Genomic DNA, 17951 nt, shown 5'->3' on the forward strand with positions numbered 1-17951 from the left:
TTGCGCGGTGGTCAGTCGTCGGTGTCGTCGGACTCCGGGGCCGGCTTGCGACGCAGGAGCAGCAGCACCGCGACGACCACGCCGACCAGCACGATGCCACCGGCGCCGATCCAGATCGCGTCGGACGCCGCCGAGTCGCTCGACCCCGAGGCCGTGCCGGTGGCGGTGTCCGAGCCGGTGTCGTCGTCACCCGCAGTGGCGCAGGTCGGGGGCTTCGCCGCACCCGAGGCCGGAGTGAAGCCCGACGGTGCCTTCCAGGTGAAGGGGTACTCGTCGGACACGGTGTGCCCGTCGGCTGAGACGATCTGCCACTCGACGGTGTACCCGCCCGAGTCGCCGAGTGCGGCGGTCGTGGTCATCGACGGCCCCTCGACGTCGACGCAGCCGTCCTCGTAGTACCTGCCGTCGGGGCCGACGATGCGGAACGCGAAGCCCGACCCCGAGTCGCCGATGTCGAGCAGCTTGTCGTTCGTCGTGATGTCGAACGTCTCCGGCAGTTCGGTCAGGGTGCCGCCGACCTCGGGGTCGGACGAGACCAGGTAGTTGTGCGCGCTGGCCGGACCGGCGAGCCCGAGGACCGCACCACCGGCGATCGCGACGGCCGCGGCGGTCCCGGCCACGAGCCTCCAGGCAGAGGGCCGCGGGTGGGACCGACGCGAGCCGCGCCGCGTCACTTGGCGGAGCTCCGACGACGCGTGCCGGCGACGGCGACGACCAGTGCGACGGCACCGAGCACCAGGCCGCCGAGGCCGAGGAAGCGACCGACCAGGTCGGGGTCGCTCGAGGCGGTCGTGCCGGCGGCCTCGGCCGTCGGGGTCGCGGCGATCGGGTCACCGTCGTCGTCCGTCGCCTCGGCGGCGGTCAGCGTGATCGAGGGTGCCGGGTGCTCGGGCTCGGCTTCGCCGGCCTGCTGCTCCTGGTTCCACTCGACGCTGCCCTTCTCGCAGGTCTGGATCGCGGGGAACTCGACGAGGTCACCGGCCTTGCCGTCCGGCAGCGAGAACGAGAGTGCGAAGGTGTCGCGCTCGTCGGCGGGCAGGGGGGTCTTCGCGGTGTACGTGACGCTGGTGACACGCTCGGCGGCCGTCTCGGCGTGGTCCTCGTCCGATGCCGAGGCCGACGGGTCGGTGTAGGGCTCGGTCGCCTTCGTGATCGTCCAGTTCGGGTTCACGGTGGGCGTGACCTCGATGACGGACTCCGGCACCTGGAACTCGATCTTGGTGGTGGGGGAGCCGTCGCAGCCGTGCGGGACCGAGAAGGTCGCCGTGGTGTACGAGTTCGCTGCGGTCGACGTGGCCGTGGCGGACACGTGCGCGCTGGCCGTCGTGGCGCTACCGAGGACGATGACGGCCGCGACACCGAGGGTGACGGCGCCGCCGGCGGCGAGACGCTTCTGCATGGGGTTCCTTCCGGGGTGGTTCTGCACCTGCTGTTCTACAAGATGTAGAGAAGTCCGGATCACCGTAGCAGGGTCGCACGCCCAGGGCGAACGCGCGGGCGGATTCCGGAGGGGCATCGCGGTCGGTGTCACCGGTTGCGGTTAGGCTCGTGTCCACGACGAGGTGCCCACCAGCAGCGGTGCACCAGCGGTGGTGCGACAGCGCGGCCGACATGTCCAATCAGGGAGGCACGGGAATGGCACGCATCGGAGAGAGCGGCGATCTCCTCAAGTGCTCGTTCTGCGGCAAGAGCCAGAAGCAGGTCCAGCAGCTCATCGCCGGACCGGGCGTCTACATCTGCGACGAGTGCGTCGAGCTCTGCAACGAGATCATCGAGGAACGTCTGGCCGAAGCCGGCGAGGACACCTCGAGCGGGGACTTCGAACTGCCCAAGCCGCGGGAGATCTTCGACTTCCTGCAGGAGTACGTCATCGGGCAGGACCCGGCGAAGCGCGCCCTCGCCGTGGCCGTCTACAACCACTACAAGCGCATCCGGGCGCAGGGGCAGATCACCGCCGCCGAAGACCGCGACGACATCGAGATCGCCAAGTCGAACATCCTGCTCATCGGCCCGACCGGCTGCGGCAAGACGTACCTGGCGCAGACGCTGGCCAAGCGCCTCAACGTGCCGTTCGCCGTCGCGGACGCCACCGCCCTGACCGAGGCCGGCTACGTCGGCGAGGACGTCGAGAACATCCTCCTCAAGCTCATCCAGGCCGCCGACTACGACGTGAAGCGCGCCGAGACCGGCATCATCTACATCGACGAGGTCGACAAGATCGCCCGCAAGGCCGAGAACCCGTCGATCACGCGCGACGTCTCCGGCGAGGGCGTGCAGCAGGCGCTGCTCAAGATCCTCGAGGGCACGGTCGCCTCGGTCCCGCCGCAGGGTGGCCGCAAGCACCCCCACCAGGAGTTCATCCAGATCGACACGACGAACGTGCTGTTCATCGTGGCGGGTGCGTTCGCCGGGCTCGAGGACATCGTGTCCTCGCGCGTCGGCAAGCGTGGGATCGGCTTCGGGGCGCCTCTGCACAGTGCGACCGACCACCAGGACCTCTACTCCGAGGTGCTGCCGGAAGACCTGCACAAGTTCGGTCTCATCCCCGAGTTCATCGGCCGTCTGCCCGTCGTCACCACGGTGTCGCAGCTCGACCAGGCGGCGCTCATGCAGATCCTCACCGAGCCGAAGAACGCGCTGGTCAAGCAGTACCAGCGGATGTTCCAGATCGACGGCGTCGAGCTCGAGTTCGACCAGGGTGCGCTCGAGGCCATCGCGGACCTCGCGGTGCTGCGCCAGACGGGCGCCCGCGGGCTCCGGGCGATCCTCGAAGAGGTCCTCGGCCCGGTGATGTTCGACGTCCCGTCCGACGACGACGTCGCCCGCGTGGTGATCACCCGTGAGTCCGTGCTCGAGAACGCGGCGCCGACGATCGTGCCGCGACCCCGGGCCAAGCGCGTCGAGAAGTCGGCGTAGCCCTCCGGAACCACGAAACGGACACAGCACCTCGGAATTCCGTGGTGCTGTGTCCGTTTCTTGGTGCGAGCCGGGGCCGGTGCCCGTGCCGGTGTCGCCGCCGGGGACGGTGCCGGTGTCGCCGCCGGGCCTACTCCAGCCCGCGGCGCCGCAGCAGCGGGCCGACCTCGGCGTCGCGGCCGCGGAAGTCCCGGTACGCCTCCAGCGGGTCCTTCGCCCCGCCGACCCCGAGCAGCCGCTCGGCGAACCGCTTGCCAGCCCCGCGGTCCAGCCCGCCGTTGTCGCGGAACCACTCCACCGTGTCGGCGTCGAGCACCTCGGACCAGATGTACCCGTAGTACCCGGCGTCGTACCCGCCCGAGAACGTGTGCGCGAAGTACGTCGACGAGTAGCGCGGCGGCACGGCCTCGACCGCGATGCCGGCGGCGGCGAGGGCGTCTCGCTCGAAGTCCGCGACGGACGTCACCGCCGCGGCGTCGGCTGCCGAGAGCCGGTGCCACGCCTGGTCGAGCAGTGCTGCGGCGAGGTACTCGGTGGTGCCGAAGCCCTCGTTGAACCCCTCGGACTCGCTGAGCCCCAGGACGAGCTCGGGCGGCAGGGGCGCGCCGGTCTCGTGGTGCTTCGCGTAGTTCGCCAGCACGGACGGCCACGACAGCCACATCTCGTTCACCTGGCTCGGGAACTCGACGAAGTCCCGCTCGACGTTCGTGCCGGAGAACCGCGGGTAGGTGGTGCGGGCGACGAGGCCGTGCAGGGCATGCCCGAACTCGTGGAAGAGCGTCTCGACCTCGTCCTGGATGAGCAGGGTGGGGGAGCCGGCGGACGGCTTCGCGACGTTGAGGTTGTTGACCACGACGGGCAGGGTGCCGAGCAGCTCGGACTGCTCGACGACGGGGTTCATCCACGCGCCGCCGCGCTTGCCGTCGCGCGTGTAGAGGTCGAGCAGGTACAGTCCGACGGGCTCGTCGTCGTCGCCGGTGACCTCGAAGACCCGCACCTCGTCGTTGTAGCCGTGCAGGTCCGGGCGCTCGGTGAAGGTCAGACCGTACAGGGCGCCCGCGGCGTGGAAGACCCCGTCGTGCAGGACCCGGTCGGCCTCGAAGTACGGGCGGAGCGCGGTGCTGTCCGCGGCGAACTGCTCGCCTCGCAGGATCTCGGTGGCGTACGCCCAGTCCCACGACTCGATGTCGAAGCCGACCGTGCGCGACCGGACCGCGCGTTCGTCGTCGGCGTTCCGTGCAGCAGCGCCGACGAGCGAGGACAGCAGCCCGTCGACGGCCTCGGGGGTCTTCGCCGTCTCGTCGGCGGTGACCACAGCGGCGTGGTTCGGGAACCCGAGCAGCTCGGCGCGCTCCGCGCGGAGCCGGACGATGCGGAGCAGCACGTCGCGGTTGTCGTACTCGTTGCCGCGACGACCGCGGGCGAGCGAGGCGCGCATGATCCGCTCGCGCAGGTCCCGGTTCGCCAGCGAGGACAGCCACGGGTGTCCTGTGTAGAGCGGCAGCGTGATGAGCCAGCCGTCCAGGCCCCGGTCGGCAGCGGCGGCGGCCGCGGCGGACTTCGCACCGTCGTCGAGCCCCTCGAGCTCGTCCTCGCTGGTCACGTGCACGGCGGAGTCGTTGGTGTCCTCGAGCAGGTTCCGCTCGAAGGTCGTCGTGAGGGTCGAGAGCTCCTGGTTGATCGCGGTCAGACGCTCCTTGCCCGCGTCGTCGAGGCCCGCGCCCGCCAGGGTCATCTCGGCGTGCGTCCGCTCGACCAGTCGCAGCGCCTCGCCCGCCAGTCCGGCGGCCTCGGCACCGTCGAGCACCGCCTGCACGCGGGCGTACAGGCGGGAGTCGAGCGTGATCGCGTCGCGGTGGGCGGCGAGGAGCGGGGAGACCTCGGCCTCGAGGTCGTGCAACTCCGGGGTCGAGTCGGCCGACGACAGCGTGAAGAACACGTGGCTGACGCGGGTCAGCAGCTGCCCGGATCGCTCGAGTGCGACCAGGGTGTTCTCGACCGTCGGGGCGTGCGGGTCGGTGGCGATGGCCTCGACCTCGGCGCGCTGCTCGGCCATGCCGGCCTCGAACGCCGGTCGGTAGTGCTCGAGTCGCACGTCGTTGAAGGGCGGCAGGGCGTAGGGGAGGGTGCTCGGGACGTCGAACGGGGTTGCCATCTGCCCACCCTATGCACGGGTGCTGGAGTGCGTTCCTTCCCATGACGCCCGGACTGGGAAGCGGATTCGGGCGTACCTGGTCGAAACAACCCACCCGGTACGCCCGGAAACACCAGGTACGCCCGGAAACAACAGGTACGCCCGGAAGCACCAGGTACGCCCGGTACGCCCGAAACGACCAGGTACGCCCGGAACGACCCGGGGAGCGCACCCGCGCCCGGCGCGACCAGCGAGCGGACGGGAGGCCCGTGGCGGTCTCGCCACGGGCCTCCCGTCCGCATCGTGGTCGCGTGTCAGCGCATCGCGGCGTCGATCAGGGTCACCGCGGCTCGGCGCGCGTGCGCGGCCGGCGCCGTGGTGCCGGCGATGGCCGCGGTGGTCTGCGCGCCCTCGGCGAGCAGTGCGAGCTGCGCGGCGAGCTCTTCGGCGTGCTTGGGGTCGGTGACGACCTCGGCGGTGAGCCGCTGCACGAACCGCTGGAACGAGTCCTTGTGCTCGCGCGCGATCTCGGCGACCGCGGGCGAGGTCGCGCCGAGCTCGCCGAACGCGTTGATGAACCCGCAGCCGCGGAACGTGTCGTCGCCGAACCACGACTCGAGGAAGTCGTAGACCGCCAGGAGCTTGTCGCGCGGGCTGGCCGCAGCCTCGACCGCGCCGTGCACGCCCTGCTCCCACATGTCGTGGCGGCCGGCGAGCACCGCGGCGATGAGCTGCTCCTTGCCGGGGAACGCCGCGTACAGCTTCTTGAGGGAGACCCCTGCGCCCGTCCGGATCTCGTCCATCCCCACGGACTGGATCCCGCGCGTGTAGAACAGCTGGTCCGCGACCTCGACGATGTGTGCTCGGACGTCCGGCTCGACGGTGCTGGTGGCCATGTGTGTACCCCGTTCCCTGAGTGTTCACCGTTCTCGACTTGCGCCGGGAACGGGCGTTCTCTACTGTAGTCCACATCGGCGGAGAACGATCGTTCTCCGCGATACCCAGGGAAGGAACGATCATGGGTGCCATCACCGTCGGAACCGAGAACAGCGTCGACATCGAACTCCACTACGAGGACAAGGGCCAGGGGCAGCCGATCGTGCTGATCCACGGCTTCCCCCTCGACGGCAACTCGTGGGAGGGGCAGGTCCCGATGCTCCTCGAGGCCGGCTACCGCGTCATCACGTACGACCGCCGTGGCTTCGGCCAGTCCTCGCAGCCGTCCACCGGCTACGACTACGACACCTTCGCCGACGACCTGCACACGGTCCTCGAGACCCTCGACCTGCGCGACGTGATCCTCGTCGGCTTCTCGATGGGCACCGGTGAGATCGCCCGCTACATCGGCCGCCACGGTGAGGACCGGATCGCGAAGGTCGCGTTCCTGGCCTCGCTCGAGCCGTTCCTCGCCATCACCGACGACAACCCCGACGGCGCCGGCCCGATGTCGTTCTTCGAGGGCGTCGCCGCCGACGTGGCGAAGGACCGCTACGCGTACTTCACGAACTTCTACCAGGACTTCTTCAACCTGTCGGAGAACCTCGGCTCCCGCATCTCCGAGGAGCAGGTCCGCAACGCCTGGAACATCGCGGCCGGCTCCGGCTCGATCGCGTCCGCTGCAGCACCCCTGACCTGGCCGACCGACTTCCGCCAGGACATCCCGAAGGTCACGGTCCCCGCCCTGATCGTGCACGGCACGTCGGACAACATCCTGCCGATCGACGCCACCGGCCGACGCTTCACCCAGGCCCTGCCCGCGGCGGAGTACGTCGAGATCGAGGGCGCCCCGCACGGCCTGCTCACCACGCACACCGCCGAGGTGAACGAGGTCCTGCGCACCTGGCTCGCCGAGTCCTGATCCCTCGGCGATCACGCGGGCGCTCCCCGGAGGGGGCGTCCGCAGCGTGAGCACGAATGGTCGGGTCCCCACCGGGGACCCGACCATTCGTGCACAACGAGCGAGGTCCGCGCAGCGGACCACGCGCAGCGCGCCGCGCGCTAGTCCTCTTCGCCCGCGTCGTCGGGGTTCGTCACCTGGGCGTGCCCGAGCGCGTCGAGGTGGATCGAGGTCCCGTCGTCGAGCTCGACGATCGGCTTGCCCTCGAGGAACGTCAGGGTCCAGCCCCACGTCGCCGTGTCGACGGACTCCGCCGCGAGTTCGTCCTCGACCTCGCGCACGGCGACGACCATCACCTCGGGCAGTCGCGCAGGCGGCTCCCCACCCACGTTCCAGCGTGTGCCCAACTGCATCCGTGCCTCCAGTCCGTTCGTTTCGAGTAGGAATGGTCGGGTCCGCCTGACGGACCCGACCATTCCGGCTCACCATGCGTCGTGCGCGAGCCTACGACGCCGGCTGCTCCGCGAGCTCGATCTCGGTGACGGCGAGCTCGTCGCCGTCGACGAACGACAGGTTCTCGATCCGGCCCACGGCCGCCAGGTCCACCGCTGCGCGCTCGATGAGCACGCGCGTCTCGGCGGGTGCCGCCACGACCGCACGCGTCACGGGCGTCTTCTGCGACGCCTTCGCCGCCGTCTTCGCGCCGCGGATGCCGATGAGCGCCTGTCCGACGGCCGCGAGCAGCCCGGTGGGGGCCGCGTCGGTCGGCAGGTCGGCCGCGGTCGGCCAGGAGGCCCGGTGCACGCTGGTGTCGTGGGTCCAGGCCCACACCTCTTCCGTCGCGTACGGGAGGAACGGTGCCAGCAGCCGGAGCAGCACGTCGATCGCGCCGCGCAGCGCCAGGACCGCACTCGCCTGCGTCTCGTGCGTCGCGTCGGACGCGGTGCCGTAGGCGCGCTCCTTCACGAGCTCCAGGTAGTCGTCGCAGAACGTCCAGAAGAAGCGCTCGGTGATCTCGAGGGCACGGGCGTGGTCGAAGCCGTCGAACGCCGCGGTGGCCTGCTCGACGACCGCGCCGAGCTCGGCGAGCATGTCGACGTCGAGTGCCTCGGTGACGCTGGTGGCGCCCTCGGGCAGCGGGAAGCCGTAGACGAACTTCGCCGCGTTGAGCACCTTGATCGCCAGACGGCGGCCGACCTTGATCTGCTTCGGGTTCTGCGGGTCGAACGCCGCGTCGGTGCCGAGCTTCGACGAGGCCGCCCAGTAGCGGACCGCGTCGGCGCCGTGCTGCTCGAGGATCGACAGCGGCGTGACGACGTTGCCCTTCGACTTCGACATCTTCTTGCGGTCGGGGTCGACGATGAAGCCGGAGATCGAGGCGTGCTTCCACGGGACCACGTCGGCCTCGAGCTGGCTGCGGAGCACGGTGGTGAACAGCCAGGTGCGGATGATGTCCTGCGCCTGGGGGCGGACGTCGTACGGGTACACCAGGTCGTAGAGCGCCGGGTCGGTCTCCCACTTGCCCGCGAGCTGCGGGGTGAGCGACGAGGTGGCCCAGGTGTCCATGACGTCGAGCTCGCCCTGGAACCCGCCGGGCACGCCGCGCTGGTCCTCGGCGAAGCCGGGGGCGGGCTCGGAGGCCGGGTCGACGGGCAGCTGCGCCTCGGTCGGCACGATCGGCTGGTCGAACACCGGGTTGCCGTCGGCGTCGAGCGGGTACCAGACCGGCAGCGGCACGCCGAAGAAGCGCTGGCGGGAGATGAGCCAGTCGCCGGAGAGGCCACCGACCCAGTTGTCGTAGCGGACGCGCATGAAGTCCGGGTGGAACGCGATCTCCTCGCCGCGCTGGCGGAGCGTGCTCTTCAGCTGCTCGTCGCGCGCACCGTTCACGATGTACCACTGGCGGGTCGACACGATCTCGAGGGGCTTGTCGCCCTTCTCGAAGAACTTCACCGGGTGCTGGATGGTCTTGACGTCACCGATCAGCTCGCCGGACTCGGTCAGGGCGTCGACGACGACCTTCTTGGCCGAGAACACGGTCTTGCCGGCCATCTCGGCGTAGAGCTCCCGGCCCGTCGCCGACTCGATCCAGGCGGGCTCGTCGGAACGCACGCGGCCGTCGAAGCCGATGATCGCGCGGTTCGGCAGCTGCAGCTCGCGCCACCACACGACGTCGGTGGTGTCACCGAAGGTGCAGACCATCGCGATGCCGACGCCCTTGTCCTTCTGCGCCAGGTGGTGTGCCAGCACCGGGACCTCGACGTCGAACAGGGGGGAGCGGACCGTGGTGCCGAAGAGGTCCTGGAACCGCTCGTCGTCCGGGTGTGCCACCAGGGCGACGCAGGCGGGCAGGAGCTCCGGGCGGGTGGTCTGGATGACGACGTCGTCGCCGCCGTCGGTGCGGTGGAAGGCGATGCCGTGGTACGCGCCGGGCATCTCCTTGTCCTCGAGCTCGGCCTGCGCGACCGCGGTGCGGAACGTGACGTCCCACAGGGTCGGGGCGTCGGCCTGGTAGGCCTCGCCACGCTCGAGGTTGCGCAGGAACGCGCGCTGGGCGCTGGCCCGCGAGGTGTCGTCGATGGTGCGGTACGACTGGGTCCAGTCGACCGACAGGCCGAGCGTGCGGAAGAGCTCCTCGAACTGCTGCTCGTCCTGCACGGTCAGGCGCTCGCACAGCTCGATGAAGTTGCGGCGCGACACGGGCAGCTGGTCGGCGGCCTTCGAGGACGTGCCGTCCCCGCCCTCCAACGGCGGCGTGAACTCGGGGTCGTACGGCAGGGTCGGGTCGCAGCGGACCCCGTAGTAGTTCTGCACGCGGCGCTCGGTGGGCAGACCGTTGTCGTCCCAGCCCATCGGGTAGAACACGTGCTTGCCGCGCATGCGCTCGAACCGGGCCTTGAGGTCGGTGTGCGTGTACGAGAACACGTGGCCGATGTGCAGCGAGCCGGAGGCGGTGGGCGGCGGGGTGTCGATCGACCAGACGGCGTCGCGGTGACCGGCGGCGTCGCGGTCGAAGCGGTAGGTGCCGTCCTGTTCCCAGACGGGCCCCCAGACCTGCTCCAGTCCGTCGACGCTCGGCTTCTCGGGCATGGGCTTGGTCATGGTGCACCTTCCGTCCGTGTGTGCGGCACCGAGTCCGTGATGAGGTGCCTGAGTGTTCCGCGCCTGACGCGCGGTGCCCCAATCGTAGCGGCCGCGCACGGGCGCGCAGCCGGACGACCGGCGGCTCGCGGCCATCGCCGATCGGCGCCTAGCACACCGAACTGTCGGACACGCCCGGAGCCTGCTAGTCTTCCTGCGCTTGTCCGGCGAGCGCAGGGTTCGCAGGAGCTGCAACGTCGCCGTCCGCCGGACGCCCGAAGGAAGCACCGCACCCCGGAGGAACGACTTGGCACCGAACAACGCACCCCACCCGCACGGCGATCGGCCGTTGCGCACGAAGGGCGCCGCGAAGCGCGCTCGTCGCGATCTGACGAAGGACGACGTCACCGTCGTCGAGGAGTCGCTGCTCAAGCGTGCCGTCGCGGCTGCCGCGCTCGGCAACGCCATGGAGTGGTTCGACTTTGGCATCTTCGCGTACCTGACGGTCACCATCTCGCAGGTGTTCCTGCCGCAGGGCGACCCGGCCGCGAACATCGTCGCAACGTTCGGCTTCTTCGCCGCCGCGTTCATCGTGCGCCCGATCGGCGGTGCCGTGTTCGGCCCGATCGGCGACAAGATCGGCCGCCAGAAGGTCCTCGCGCTGACGATGATCCTGATGGCCGCCGGCACGCTCATGATCGGCCTGATCCCGTCGTACGACACGATCGGCTTCTGGGCCCCGGTCCTGCTGCTCGTCGCCCGCTTCGTGCAGGGCTTCTCGACCGGTGGTGAGTACGGCGGCGCCGCGACCTTCATCGCCGAGTACTCGCCCGACAAGCGCCGCGGCTTCATGGGCTCGTGGCTCGAGTTCGGAACTCTCGCCGGCTACGTGCTCGGCGCCTCGATCGTCACCGGCCTGCAGTTCGGCCTGTCCGAGGACGCCCTGCTCAGCTGGGGCTGGCGCATCCCGTTCATCATCGCGGGGCCCCTCGGCCTGATCGGCCTCTACCTGCGCCTCAAGCTCGAGGAGACCCCGGCGTTCCAGAAGCAGCAGGAGCAGGCCGCCGAGCGCGAGGGCCAGAAGACCCCGTTCCTCAAGCTCTTCGCCGAGAACTGGCGCTCGCTCATCATCTGCATCGGCCTGGTCCTGGTCTTCAACGTGACCGACTACATGCTGCTGTCGTACATGCCGACCTACCTCGAGCAGAACCTCGGCCAGAACGCCACGTTCGGCCTGATCCTCATCGTCATCGTGATGCTGCTCATGATGGTCGTCATCACCTTCGGCGGCCGACTGTCCGACAGGTTCGGGCGCCGTCCGGTGCTCGCCGCCGGCTGCATCGGCTTCATCCTGCTGTCCTGGCCGGCCCTCAAGCTGGTCCAGACCGGCACCGGCGTCGGCGTCTTCGCCGGCCTGCTGATCCTCGGCGTCGTGCTGGTCACGTTCACCTCGACCATGCCGTCGACGTTGCCCGCACTGTTCCCGACGATCATCCGCTACGGCGCCCTGGCGATCGCGTTCAACGTGTCGGTGTCGCTCTTCGGCGGGACCACCCCGCTCGCGACCGCCGCCCTCATCAACGCCGCGAAGGACGCCGGGTACGGCTGGGCCGAGGACATCCCCGCGTTCTACCTGATGCTCGCCGCCGTGATCGGCCTGGTCGCGGTGTACTTCACCAAGGAGACCGCCGCGAGCCCGCTCATGGGCTCCGGCCCGACGGTCGGCTCCGAGGACGAGATCGCCGGCGTCATCGAGGACTACAACGACCCGACGTCGGAGCTCGCGAAGTCCGACTGGGCGAAGGACTTCTCGACGAGCGAGATCCCGATCATCTCGGCCGACGCCGCCCAGAAGGAACCCTCCGGTTCCTGACACGGGGCCGCGGTGACGTCACGCGCGCAGCGACAGTCCACGGGCGCGAGCGCGCGTGGACTGTCGCTCAGCCCGTGAGGTCGGTGGCGGGCCGGTCGGGGGCGGGGCCCGCTGCCAGCCGCTCGGCGGCGTGCAGCAGCCGCGCGGTCACCGGGTGGGCGGGGTGCGCGAAGACCTCGGCGGCCGGTCCGTGCTCGACGACCGCGCCGCGGTGCACCACGAGGACGTCGTCCGCCATCCGACGGACCGCTCGCAGGTGGTGCGACACGAACACCATCGCCACCCCGGTCTCGTCGCGGAGCCGTTCGAGCAGCCGCAGCACGGCGTCCTGCACCGTGGCGTCGAGGGCGGTCACCGGCTCGTCGAGCACGATCACCTCGGGGTCGGTCGCCAGCGCGCGGGCGATCGCGAGCCGCTGCCGTTGCCCGCCGGACAGGGTGCGGGGGGAGCGGGACCGCAGCACGGGGTCGAGGTCGACCTGCCGCAGTGCCGCGTCGACCCGTTCGCCGAGCGCACCGCGAGCCCGCCGTTCGTCACCGCGCGAGAACGCGTCGGCGAGGACCCGCTCCACGCTCCACCGTTCGTCGAACGTCGCGCCGGGGTCCTGCACGACGGCCGCGAGCCGGTGCCGTCGTGGGCGTCGCTCGCGCTCGGGCAGCGGGACCCAGGGCTCGTCGTCGAGCGTCACCGTGCCGGCGTCGGGCGTCTCGAGCCCGAGGAGCATCCGCGCCAGCGTCGTCTTGCCCGAGCCCGAGGCGCCGATCACTCCGAGCACCCGGCCACGTTCGAGCGCGAACGACACGTCGTCGACCGCGAGCAGCTCGCCGTACCCCCGCGAGAGTCCCTGCGCCGCGAGCACCCCCCTCGCACCGTGCGAGGTCGGAACGGCAGCGGGCGCCGCCGCAGCACCGGCCGCGCGCACCAGCGCCCGGGTCGCGGGGTGCGTCGGTGCCGCGAAGACCTCGGCGACCGCGCCCTCCTCGACGATCCGGCCCTCGTGCACGACGGCGACCCGGTCGGCCCACCCCGCGACGAGCCCCAGGTCGTGCGTGATGACGAGCAGTCCGGCGCCCCGTGTCTGCGCCGCCCGCAGCTGCTCCATCACGGTGACGGCGACCCCGGCGTCGAGCGCGGTCGTCGGTTCGTCGGCGACCAGCAGCGCGGGGGACCCGACGGTGGCCGCGGCGATGAGGGCCCGCTGTCGCATCCCGCCCGACAGCGTTCCGGCGAGCCGGCCGTCGGTCGCGATGTCCGGGTCGAGGCCCACCGCGGCCAGGGCGTCGCGCACGGCGTCCACGCGCTCGGCCGCACGCATCTCGGTGTGCAGGCGGAGGCTGTCGGCGACCTCGCGCCCGACGGGGCGCAGCGGGTCCAACGCGCCCAGGGCCTCCTGGCCGACGTAGCCGACCCGCGATCCCCGCAGCCGGCGCCACCGCCGGTCCGTGTACCCGTCGACGTCGACACCGTCGACCGCGAACACGTCGGCCTGCACGGCGGCGCCGGGCGCGGACAGGCCGAGCACGGCGCGGGCGGTGACGGTCTTGCCGGAGCCGGACGCCCCGACCAGGGCGACGCACTCGCCGGCGTCGACGCGCAGGTCGACACCGTGCACGATCGGGGTGCCACCGATGGCGACGGTGAGCCCGCGGACGTCGAGGACGGCGCTCACCGCGTGGCCCCGGTCCGTCGGATCGCCCGGCCGAGCACGGTGACGGCGGTCGCGAGCACCACGATCGCGAGTCCGGGGAAGGTGCTCATCCACGGCGCGGTCTGCAGGTAGGTGCGACCGTCGGCGAGCATCGCGCCCCACTCCGGCGCGGGCGGGGGCGTGCCGACGCCGAGGTAGCTCAGCGCCGAGGCCCACACGACCGCCTGCCCGACCCCGAGCGTGGCGACGGCGACGACGGGCCAGAGCGCCGTCGGCAGCACGTGCCGGACCACGGTGCGGGCGGGGGAGCGGCCGAGCAGCACCGCCGTCTCGACCACCTGCGAACTCCGGGCGGCCCGGACCAGACCGCGCACGATCCGGGCGTAGCCGGGAGCGGTCGCGAAGCCGACCGCGAGCACCGCCGGCACCGGACCCGGACCGGTCACGGCGATGACGACCAGGGCGACGAGCAGCAGCGGCAGGGCGAACGCGACCTCGGTGACGCGGCCGATGACGGCGTCGAGCAGGCGTCCGAGTCGTCCGGCCCCGGCGCCGAGCCCGGCGACGACGCCGAGCAGGACGCCCGCCCCGCCGCCGATCAGGGTCGCGGCGACGCCGACGACGAGCGATGCCCGGGTCCCCGCGACCACCCGTGCCAGGACGTCGCGTCCGGACTCGTCGGTGCCGAACGGGTGCGCGCCGCTCGGCGCAGCCAGGGCATCTGCGGGGTGCACCGCGAGCGGGTCCCCGCCGCCGAGCAGGGCGGGCCACGCCGCCGCCACGACGGCGACCAGGACGATCACCCCCGCGGTGATGCCGCCGGCGCCGAGCGTCCCCCCACGGACGCGCTCGGTGCCGGCGGCGGTCTGGTGGCCGGGCGCTCCGGTCTGGAGGCCCGGGTCGGCGATCCCGCTCACCGCGCGCCCGCCGGACGGCCGGGTCCACGGCGTCGCGCGTCGCCAGGGCGGGAGGTGGCGTTCCGTGCGTTGCTGCGCGGGTCGACGGCACGCTCGACCAGGTCGGCCACGGCGAGTACGACGACGTACGCTGCCGCCGACACCATCGCGATGCCGGCGACGAGCGGCATGTCCCGCTGGGTGACGGCGGTGACGAGGGCACGGCCGATGCCGGGCAGGGCGAACACGGACTCGACGACCACGGCTCCGGAGACGAGCGACCCGAAGGCCCATGCGGACAGCGCGATCCCGGGCAGGGCTGCGTGCCGGAGCAGGTGGCGTCCGAACAGTCCGACGCGGGTCTCGCCCCGGCCCCGGGCGGCGAGTGCGAAGGCGGAGCGCTGCGCGTCGACCACGCCGTCGCGCACGGTCTCGGCCAGGTACCCGGCGACCGGCACGGCCACGGTCAGCACCGGGAGCACCCACCCGCGCGCGGTGCCGTCACTGACCGCCGGCACCCACCCCAGGGAAGTGGCGAACACCACGATGAGCACGCTGCCGAGCCAGAAGTGCGGCATCACGCTCGCGGTGACGCTCAGGGCGCTGGTGAGCCCGGCGGCGATCCGGCCGCGCTGCGTCGAGGCCCACGCGGCGATGATCGCCAGCACCCAGGCGACGACGAGGCCGGCGACCGCGAGCGTCAGCGTGACGGGCAGCTGCTGGGCGAGGAGCGTCGCGACCGGGGTGCGGAAGGCGTACGAGTCCCCGAGCTGGCCGGTCACCAGGCGTCCGAGGAACACCGCGTACTGCACCAGGACCGGCTGGTCGAGGCCGTACTCGTGGCGGACCTGGGCGACGGCCTCGGCCGAGGCCTGCGAGCCCGGTCCGCCGAGGATCGCGAGCGCCGGGTCACCGGGGATGAGCCGGATCGCGACGAAGACGATCGTCGCGACGGCCCAGAGCACGCCGATGCCCCCGGCGAGCCGCCGGACGGCCCACCAGACCCATCGCATCCGGGTCAGCGGTCGATCCAGGCGGTGCCGAACCAGGGCGTCGAGACCGGGGTCGTCTGGATGCCGTGCACGGCCGAGCGCACCAGGAAGTGGTTCTGCTGGTCGTACAGGGGGAGCACCGTGCCGCTCGCCAGGATCGCTTTCTGGGCCTGCTCGTACAGGTCGGCGCGCTCGTCGGCGTCCGAGGTGCGGGCGGCCCGCTCGAGCAGCCGGTCGAGCGCGGGGTCGTCGAGCTGGGCGAGGTTCGCGAAGTAGCCGGACGGTGCCGGTTCGATGCTCGCGCTCTCGTACAGGATGCGCAGGACGTCGGGGCCGACCTTCGTGTACGGGGCGCTGACGAGGTCGTACTCGTTCGCTGCGAGGGCGGCGTACCAGCTGGACAGGTCGAGTTCGTCGAGCACGACCTTGAACCCGACGGCCTTCTCGGACGCCTGGATCTGCTGGAACAGGCTGCGCTCGGCCGGCACCGACTGGTTCGTCGAGACGGGGAACGTCACGGTGAGCTGCTGGCCGTCCTTCTCGCGGATGCCGTCTGAGCCGACCTTCCACCCGGCGTCGTCGAGGAGCTGCTTCGCCTTGGACGGAGAGTGGTCGAACCGGCTCTTCTCCGAGTACGCGAGCGGCTCAGCGCTCGAGAGCACCGAGTACGAGCGCTTCGCGGTGCCGAGGAACAGCGACTGCAGGCCGGGGTCGATCTCGGCACCGGCGATGAAGGCCTGGCGCACCGCTTCGTCGCGGAAGACCCCGTGACCGGAGTTCAGCTCGAGCCGGTTCGAGGCGCCGGGGCGCGGGGCGTCGAGGTCGCGGATCGCTCCCTTCGCCGACGCGGCCTTGAGCTGGTCGGGCTGGGCGTTGTCGATCACGTCGACCTGGCCGGACTGCAGCGCGGCGTAGCGCGAGGTCGAGTCCGGCAGGAACCGCCACGTGATGCCGGACAGGCGCGGCTTCGTCGCCCCCCAGTAGTCGGTGTTCTTCGTCAGGGTGACGCGGTCGCCGTGCTTCCAGCCGGTGACCCGGAACGGGCCGGTGCCGACGGGGGACTCGCAGTTCGTCGCCTGCTCGCGCTCGAGAGCCTTCGGGGACTCCATGCCCACCCAGGGCTGCGAGAAGGACTCGAGCAGCGCGCTGTCCGGCCGGCTCAGCGTCAGCGTGACGGTGTGCTCGTCGGTGGCGGTCGCCTTCGTGATGGACTGCAGTGCCAGGTAGCCGGTGCTCGAGGCGGTGGCCGGGTCCTGCACGTGCTCGATGTTCGCCACGACCGCAGCGGCGTCGAACGGGGCGCCGTCGGTGAAGGAGACGTCGTCACGCAGGGTGAACGCCAGGGTCTTCCCGTCGTCGCTCGTGGTCCACTTCGTCGCGAGCTCGGGTGTCGGCTTGCCGTCCTCGAGCCCGACGAGCTCCTCGATGTACTGCGTCGCCAGGAGCGCCTGCGGGTAGTTGCCGCCGACGTGCGGGTCGAGGCAGGTCGGTTCGGCGTCGCCGGAGGCGTAGGTGAGCGTGCCGCCCGCGACCGGGGTGCTGCTCCCGGTGCTCGTGCCCGGTCCGCTGCAGGCAGCCAGGACGAGCAGGACCGCCGAGGCGCCCGCGACTGCGGTGAGGGTTTTCTGTACTGAGTCCAAGATCATGGCGGATCGAGTCTAGCGGTTTACTGGGGCCCATGGACGAACCGATCCGCCGCGGTGGCCGCCCCCGACGATCGAGCGCCGAGGTGCTCGCGGACGCCGCCGCCGAGCTCTTCCTCGAGCAGGGGTACGGACGCACCACGGTCGACCAGATCGCCGCCCGCGCCGGGGTCAGCCGCGCGACGTTCTTCAACTACTTCCCGGCGAAGGCCGACGTGATGTGGCTCGAGCTCGACGCCGCCGTCGCCGGGCTGCCCGGGTACCTCGCCGCGTCGACCGAGCCGAGCGTCGTCCGGGCCGTCGAGCAGGCGCTCCTCGCCGCAGCCCGTGCCCACGACCCCGAGCGGGTTCCGTGGGCCGTCGCGCAGGCCGAGGTGATGGGCATCGGGCCCGAGCTGGTGGCGGGCGCCGCGGTCCGGGTGACGGCGCAGCACGAGGCCGTCGCCGCCTTCGTCGCGGGCCGCACGGGGGAGCAGCCGCGCTCGCTCTGGCCGCAGACGGTGTCCGGCGCGATGCTCGGGGCCGCCGCCGCTGCGTTCGGGGTGTGGGTCACCGACGGGGTCGGCCGCCGTGCGCTCGTCGAGTACGTCGCGGCGGCGCTCACCCCGGTGGTCGCGGGCCTCGACGCCCGCTGACACGCCGGCGTTTCGCCGCGACGAGACGCGATCGTGTTGCGCGAAGGTCCTGACGCAAGACGCGGTCGTGTCGGCACCACGCCCCGTTCCCCGCGAGACGCCGCCGAATTCGGCGGCGTCTCGCGCACGTGGCGGCGTCTCGCGGTGACGCCGGCGTCTCGCGGTGACGCCGGCGTGATGCGCAGACGCAGACGCCGGCGTCGTGCGGTGGGCGCAGCCGGTGGCGGGCCGGGAGGCTCGTTGCGGGCTGGTGCCGCGCCTCCAGTCCGGTGGTGGGCCGCGTTCTCGTGCGCGCA

General features: G+C 71.6%; 14 protein-coding genes. 4 read left to right on the top strand and 10 right to left on the bottom strand.

Annotated features, from left to right (window positions below):
* Positions 1-11: 11 nt before the first annotated feature.
* Both DEJ27_RS06315 and DEJ27_RS06320 read right to left on the bottom strand, forming a co-directional pair.
* A complete protein-coding gene (locus DEJ27_RS06315) occupies positions 12-620 on the bottom strand; it encodes a copper resistance CopC family protein (protein WP_181419998.1) in 609 nt (202 codons plus the stop codon).
* Positions 621-670: 50 nt separating this feature from the next.
* Positions 671-1399: a YcnI family protein gene (locus DEJ27_RS06320; protein ID WP_181419999.1), complete on the bottom strand. Its 729-nt coding sequence runs from the start codon at positions 1397-1399 to the stop codon at positions 671-673.
* A 236-nt stretch (positions 1400-1635) separates the two neighbouring features.
* On the opposite strand from DEJ27_RS06320, the gene clpX reads away from it, so the two are divergent.
* On the top strand, positions 1636-2916 hold the full coding sequence (clpX, locus tag DEJ27_RS06325; protein WP_017886000.1) for an ATP-dependent Clp protease ATP-binding subunit ClpX: 1281 nt from the start codon (positions 1636-1638) through the stop codon (positions 2914-2916).
* Between the two features lie 130 nt (positions 2917-3046).
* On the opposite strand, the gene DEJ27_RS06330 is transcribed toward clpX, so the two are convergent.
* Together DEJ27_RS06330 and DEJ27_RS06335 are read right to left on the bottom strand one after the other, a co-directional pair.
* Positions 3047-5071 (bottom strand): M3 family metallopeptidase, encoded by a 2025-nt coding sequence (locus tag DEJ27_RS06330; RefSeq protein ID WP_110859212.1) that lies wholly within the window; start codon positions 5069-5071, stop codon positions 3047-3049.
* A 293-nt stretch (positions 5072-5364) separates the two neighbouring features.
* A complete protein-coding gene (locus tag DEJ27_RS06335) occupies positions 5365-5946 on the bottom strand; it encodes a TetR/AcrR family transcriptional regulator (protein ID WP_111090531.1) in 582 nt (193 codons plus the stop codon).
* Between the two features lie 122 nt (positions 5947-6068).
* Between DEJ27_RS06335 and DEJ27_RS06340 the strand changes: the two genes are divergently transcribed.
* Positions 6069-6908, top strand: coding sequence for an alpha/beta fold hydrolase (locus DEJ27_RS06340; protein WP_110859214.1), 840 nt, complete (start codon positions 6069-6071; stop codon positions 6906-6908).
* 140 nt (positions 6909-7048) lie between these two features.
* Here the strand turns inward: DEJ27_RS06340 and DEJ27_RS06345 are convergent, their stop codons facing one another.
* Together DEJ27_RS06345 and valS are read right to left on the bottom strand one after the other, a co-directional pair.
* A complete protein-coding gene (locus DEJ27_RS06345; RefSeq protein WP_181420000.1) occupies positions 7049-7300 on the bottom strand; it encodes a hypothetical protein in 252 nt (83 codons plus the stop codon).
* Positions 7301-7391: 91 nt separating this feature from the next.
* Complete coding sequence (gene valS / locus DEJ27_RS06350) at positions 7392-9989, bottom strand: valine--tRNA ligase (RefSeq protein ID WP_258370301.1); 2598 nt, start codon at positions 9987-9989, stop codon at positions 7392-7394.
* Positions 9990-10275: 286 nt separating this feature from the next.
* On the opposite strand from valS, the gene proP reads away from it, so the two are divergent.
* Positions 10276-11841, top strand: coding sequence for a glycine betaine/L-proline transporter ProP (gene proP, locus DEJ27_RS06355; protein WP_258370302.1), 1566 nt, complete (start codon positions 10276-10278; stop codon positions 11839-11841).
* Positions 11842-11908: 67 nt separating this feature from the next.
* On the opposite strand, the gene DEJ27_RS06360 is transcribed toward proP, so the two are convergent.
* The 4 genes from DEJ27_RS06360 to DEJ27_RS06375 are packed head-to-tail and all read right to left on the bottom strand — an operon-like array spanning position 11909 to position 17023.
* Entirely contained in the window at positions 11909-13510 is a 1602-nt protein-coding gene (locus tag DEJ27_RS06360) for an ABC transporter ATP-binding protein (RefSeq protein WP_111090532.1), read from the bottom strand.
* Positions 13507-14406, bottom strand: a complete 900-nt coding sequence (locus tag DEJ27_RS06365) for an ABC transporter permease (RefSeq protein WP_111090533.1) — start codon at positions 14404-14406, stop codon at positions 13507-13509. Before DEJ27_RS06365 ends, DEJ27_RS06360 begins: the two co-directional genes overlap by 4 nt.
* Positions 14403-15398 (bottom strand): ABC transporter permease, encoded by a 996-nt coding sequence (locus DEJ27_RS06370; RefSeq protein ID WP_111090534.1) that lies wholly within the window; start codon positions 15396-15398, stop codon positions 14403-14405. The genes DEJ27_RS06365 and DEJ27_RS06370 overlap by 4 nt, the downstream gene beginning before the upstream one ends.
* A gap of 5 nt (positions 15399-15403) precedes the next feature.
* A complete protein-coding gene (locus tag DEJ27_RS06375; RefSeq protein WP_110859218.1) occupies positions 15404-17023 on the bottom strand; it encodes an ABC transporter substrate-binding protein in 1620 nt (539 codons plus the stop codon).
* 32 nt (positions 17024-17055) lie between these two features.
* Between DEJ27_RS06375 and DEJ27_RS06380 the strand changes: the two genes are divergently transcribed.
* Positions 17056-17655: a TetR family transcriptional regulator gene (locus DEJ27_RS06380; RefSeq protein WP_110859219.1), complete on the top strand. Its 600-nt coding sequence runs from the start codon at positions 17056-17058 to the stop codon at positions 17653-17655.
* Positions 17656-17951: the final 296 nt, after the last annotated feature.

The sequence above is a fragment of the Curtobacterium sp. MCPF17_018 genome, from assembly GCF_003234135.1.
In the GTDB taxonomy this organism is placed as follows: Bacteria; Actinomycetota; Actinomycetes; order Actinomycetales; family Microbacteriaceae; genus Curtobacterium; species Curtobacterium flaccumfaciens.